Origin of the sequence: Streptomyces sp. AF1A, assembly GCF_047340315.1 — a bacterium.
In the GTDB taxonomy this organism is placed as follows: Bacteria; Actinomycetota; Actinomycetes; order Streptomycetales; family Streptomycetaceae; genus Streptomyces.
This window is the reverse complement of record NZ_JBLEBI010000311.1, coordinates 1-3835: the sequence shown is the minus strand read 5'-3', so window position 1 is coordinate 3835 and position 3835 is coordinate 1. Positions and strand designations below refer to the sequence as shown.

At 77.2% G+C, this 3835-nt stretch carries 4 protein-coding genes and 1 pseudogene; 3 read left to right on the top strand and 2 right to left on the bottom strand.

The genetic code is table 11. The features are described from left to right. Together ACLU3S_RS36155 and ACLU3S_RS36150 are read right to left on the bottom strand one after the other, a co-directional pair. On the bottom strand, positions 1 to 597 hold a 597-nt coding region (locus ACLU3S_RS36155), incomplete at its 3' end, for a M48 family metalloprotease (protein ID WP_413956213.1). Next, on the bottom strand, positions 594 to 977 hold the full coding sequence (locus ACLU3S_RS36150; protein ID WP_413956212.1) for a BlaI/MecI/CopY family transcriptional regulator: 384 nt from the start codon (positions 975 to 977) through the stop codon (positions 594 to 596). The genes ACLU3S_RS36150 and ACLU3S_RS36155, both read right to left, overlap by 4 nt. Positions 978 to 1170: 193 nt before the next feature. Between ACLU3S_RS36150 and ACLU3S_RS36145 the strand changes: the two genes are divergently transcribed. The 3 genes and pseudogenes from ACLU3S_RS36145 to ACLU3S_RS36135 all read left to right on the top strand — a co-directional run. Further along, positions 1171 to 2655: a hypothetical protein gene (locus tag ACLU3S_RS36145; RefSeq protein ID WP_413956211.1), complete on the top strand. Its 1485-nt coding sequence runs from the start codon at positions 1171 to 1173 to the stop codon at positions 2653 to 2655. Next, positions 2652 to 3596 (top strand): lysylphosphatidylglycerol synthase domain-containing protein, encoded by a 945-nt coding sequence (locus ACLU3S_RS36140; protein ID WP_413956210.1) that lies wholly within the window; start codon positions 2652 to 2654, stop codon positions 3594 to 3596. The genes ACLU3S_RS36145 and ACLU3S_RS36140 overlap by 4 nt, the downstream gene beginning before the upstream one ends. Positions 3597 to 3614: 18 nt before the next feature. Beyond that, a pseudogene (locus tag ACLU3S_RS36135) lies at positions 3615 to 3835 on the top strand (proteasome subunit beta); the annotation flags it as partial.

Below are 3835 nucleotides of genomic sequence, written 5' to 3'. Positions count from 1 at the left end.
GACGGCCGAACGCACCGGTCGCAGCAGGGGGTTGGCCGCCGCCGCGATGGTGACGGCCGTCACCAGCGGCCCGTGCCGGTGGGCGAGATGGGCGCGCTCGTGCGCGAGCAGCACCCGCCGCTCGGCGGGTTCGAGCGCGCTCAGCATCGCCGAGGTGACCAGGATCCGGCCGGGCCGGCCCGGAATCGCGAACGCCTGGGGCACCTCGGAGGCGGCGACGATCAGCTCGGTGCCCGCCGGCTGTCCCGCGCACAGCCGCCCGAGCGCCCGCCGGGTGCGCCGCTCGGCGCGCACGGCCCGGTGCACCCGCACCGCGACGACCACCAGCGCCGCACACGCGGCGAGCCCGATCGCCGCCGGCACCGGATCGGTGAGCGGATGGCCGTCCTCGCGGGCCTCGCGGATCACCGGCGGCACGTCCCCGAGCAGCGCCGCGGCCAGCAGGACGAGCGACCAGGTCGTGGCCGCGGCGCTGAGGACCGCGGCCGAGGTGAGCGCCCGCACCGCCGGCGCCGGCGCTCCCCGGCGGACCGCCAGCGGGCCGGCCGCGGACAGCAGCAGCGACAGCAGCAGCGGGGTGTAGACGTCGAACGTCATGCGCCGTCTCCGGCGAGGAGTTCGCGCAGCGCCCGCTCCTCCTCCGGGCTCAGCCCGGTCACGAACTGCTGGAGCGCGGCGATCGGGTCCGGGCCCCGGTCCAGGGCCTCGTGCATGGCCTCGGCGGTCAGCTCGGCCGCGTTCTTCGCCGGCCGGTAGGCGCCGCGCCGTCCGTCGGCGTCACGCAGCACCAGACCCTTGTCGTACAGGCGTTTGAGGATGGTGTGCACGGTGTTGTACGCGAGTCCGCCGCCGATCTCGGCCTGGATCTCCACCGGGGTCAGCGGCCGTTCGGTGGCCCAGAGGGCGGCCAGCACCTCGCTCTCCAGCTCCCCTGCGCTGCGCCGTTCCGCTCTGCCGCGGGACCCTGTGCCAGCCATGCGTCAACCTTACAGCCCGTAGTGGCGTCGGCCGGATGGCCGTACCCGTCCCGTGAACACCCGTGAAAAGGGCGGTTCTGCCGCTGATCTTCGTAAATATGTGGTTTGGTGATGTCACCCCGGCGCCGCCCTCGACCCTACAGAATGTAGGGTGCGAGTTGCCCCTACAACGTGTAGGGGTAGAGGGGTGACGATGGCCGGCAGCGCGCATGCCACACTCGCCGGGACGCGGCGCGAACGCTTCGGGCGCCTGCCGGGAGCCACCCGGCGCCTGCGGGCGACCGCCCCGCTCGCCGCCGTGGCCGTCGCCTTCACCCTGGCCCAACTGCTCCTGGTGCGGCCCGGGATGGGCCTCGGCTGGGACGAGACGGTCTACGTCAGCCAGGTCGGCGCACACGCCCCAGCGGCCTACTTCAGCGCGCCCCGGGCCCGCGGCGTCTCCGTGCTCGTCGCCCCCGTCGCCGCCTGGTCGTCCTCGACGGCACTGCTGCGGACCTACCTCGCCGCCCTGTCCGGCCTCGCCCTGCTCCTCGCGCTGCGCGCCTGGCGCGGCCTGTTCCCCGTGCGCGTCCTCGCCCTGGCCGGTGCGCTCTTCGCCTCCCTGTGGGTCACCCTGTTCTACGGCCCGCAGGCCATGCCCAACTACTGGGTCGCCGTCGGCGCCCTGGCCGCCGTCGCGTGCTTCCTGCGCGCCCGCGCCGGCCGCGCCGACCACGCCGCCCTCTGGGGCCTCGCGGCGAGCGCCGCGCTGATGGCCCTGATGCGGCCGATGGACGCCGTCTGGGTGGTGCTGCCCCTGTTCGCCCTCGGCGTGGTCCGCCGGCCCCGGTGGCCGCTGCTGGTGCTGTCGGCCGGTCTCGCGGCCGGGGCCGCGGAGTGGGTGGTCGAGGCGTACGTGAGCTACGGCGGCCTGGCCCACCGGCTGTCCGCCGGCTCGGCGATCCAGGGCGGCCTCGGCTGGCACCTCGCCGTCGTGGACCAGCTGCGCAGCCTGGGCGGGCGGACGCTGTGCCGGCCGTGCACCGGCGCCCTGCCCAGCCCGCTCGTCACCGCCTGGTGGTTCGTCCTGCCCGTGCTCGCGGCGCTCGGGCCGGCCCTCGCGGTCCGCGCCCGGCGCACCGCCGCCGCGCTGCCGCTCGCCTGCGCGGCGACGGCCGCCTTCCCCTACCTGTTCCTGATCGGCTACGCGGCACCCCGGTTCCTGCTGCCCGCCTACGCCCTGCTCGCGCTCCCCGTCGCGGTCGCGCTCCTGCGGCTGATGACCGCCCCGCGCCGCCCCTGGCGGCCGGTGGCCGTCACCCTGCTCTGCGTGGGCCTCGCGATCCACCTCGCCGTGCAGCTCTCCGTCCTGGTGCCCACGGCGCGCGGCGCCACCGCCTCCCACCAGGGCTACGCCCGCGCCGCCGACGCCCTGCACCGGCTCGGCGTACGCCCGCCGTGCCTGCTCACCGGGGACGACGCGATCCCGATCGCGTTCTACGCCGGCTGCGCCTCCGCCGCGACCGCCGGGCACAACGCCAACGCCACCGCGGACGCCATCGCCCGGACCGCGCTGCGGGAACCGGTGGCCGCCCTGGTGCCGACGGGCTCGCGGCCACCGGGCTACGCCCGCGACTGGACCTGGGTGCCGCTCGACGGACGGCGGCTGTACTACGCCGTGCCGAAGGCCGCCTCATGACGTCTCCGGTGGGTCTCACCGCCGCGGGCCGGCGCCGCGCCTACTGGCACGCCGGCGCCGGCCTCACCCTGCTGCTCGGCGCGCTGTACCTGGCACACCGGCACTGGACCACGGTCGAGCACGGAGCCGGACGGCTGGCGGGCGCGGACCAGGGATGGCTGCTGGCGGGCGCGACCGCGGCCCTGGGCACCTGGGCGGCCTCCGCGCTCGCCCAGCAGGGCGCGGTCGTACGGCAGCTGCCCGGACCCAGGCTGGTGGCCGCCCAGTTCGCCGCCTCCGCCGCCAACCACCTGCTGCCCGCCGGGCTCGGCGCGGGCGCGGTGAACCTGCGGTTCCTGATGCGCTGCGGGCTGTCCCCGGCGCGCTCGGCCGGCGCCCTCGCGGTCAAGGCCGCCGCCGGCGCCGCCGTCCGCATGGTGCTGATCGTGCTGCTCGCCGCGGCCTGCCCCGGGCTGCTGCGCGTGCCCCGCCTGTCGCCGGCGGTCCTCGGCATCGCGGTGGGCGCCGCCGCGCTGCCGGCGGCCCTCCCGCTCACGCCCTGGTGGGCACGGTGCCGGCAGGCCCTCGCGGCGGTCCTGGCCGACATCCGGGCGCTGCATGCCCGTCCCGCGCGGGCGGCGGCCCTGTGGGGCGGCTCCCTGGCCTTCGCCGCGCTGCACTCGCTGGTGCTGATCGCCGTCACCCGGGCCGTCGCCCTGCCGCTGCCCCCGCTCCAGGTGGCCCTGCTGTACCTCGCCGCCAGCAGCGCCGCCGCCCTGCTGCCCACTCCGGGGGGCCTCGGCTCCCTGGACGCCGCGCTCGCCCTGGCCCTGACCGCGTCCGGCACCCCCGCCGCGACCGCCGCCTCCGCGGTGCTCGGCTACCGCCTGCTGACCGTGTGGGTGCCCCTGCTGCCCGGCCTCGCGGTGCTCGCGATGCTGGTCCGGCGCAAGGCCCTGTGAGAGAGCACCTCGCCGCGTCCGGGCCTGACCCGCCGCGAGGCCGCCCTGGCCGCGCTCCAGGCGCTGTACGACGCCGCCGCCGACGACGCGGCCACCGGCGGCCCCGACCTCGGCCGCCGCATCTACCCGGTTCTCTCGGTCATCACCGGAGACGGCTTCGCCCGGCTCCCGGAGACGGAGTCGGCGGAGCTGAGCCGGGAGATGATCGAGCAACGCGCCGGCCGCCCCGACGGCCCGCA

Excerpts from the sequence above, each read along its gene's own strand:
- ACLU3S_RS36150 (WP_413956212.1), bottom strand. The coding sequence starts at position 977 with ATGGCTGGCACAGGGTCCCGCGGCAGAGCGGAACGGCGCAGCGCAGGG.
- ACLU3S_RS36145 (WP_413956211.1), top strand. The coding sequence starts at position 1,171 with ATGGCCGGCAGCGCGCATGCCACACTCGCCGGGACGCGGCGCGAACGC.
- ACLU3S_RS36140 (WP_413956210.1), top strand. The coding sequence starts at position 2,652 with ATGACGTCTCCGGTGGGTCTCACCGCCGCGGGCCGGCGCCGCGCCTAC.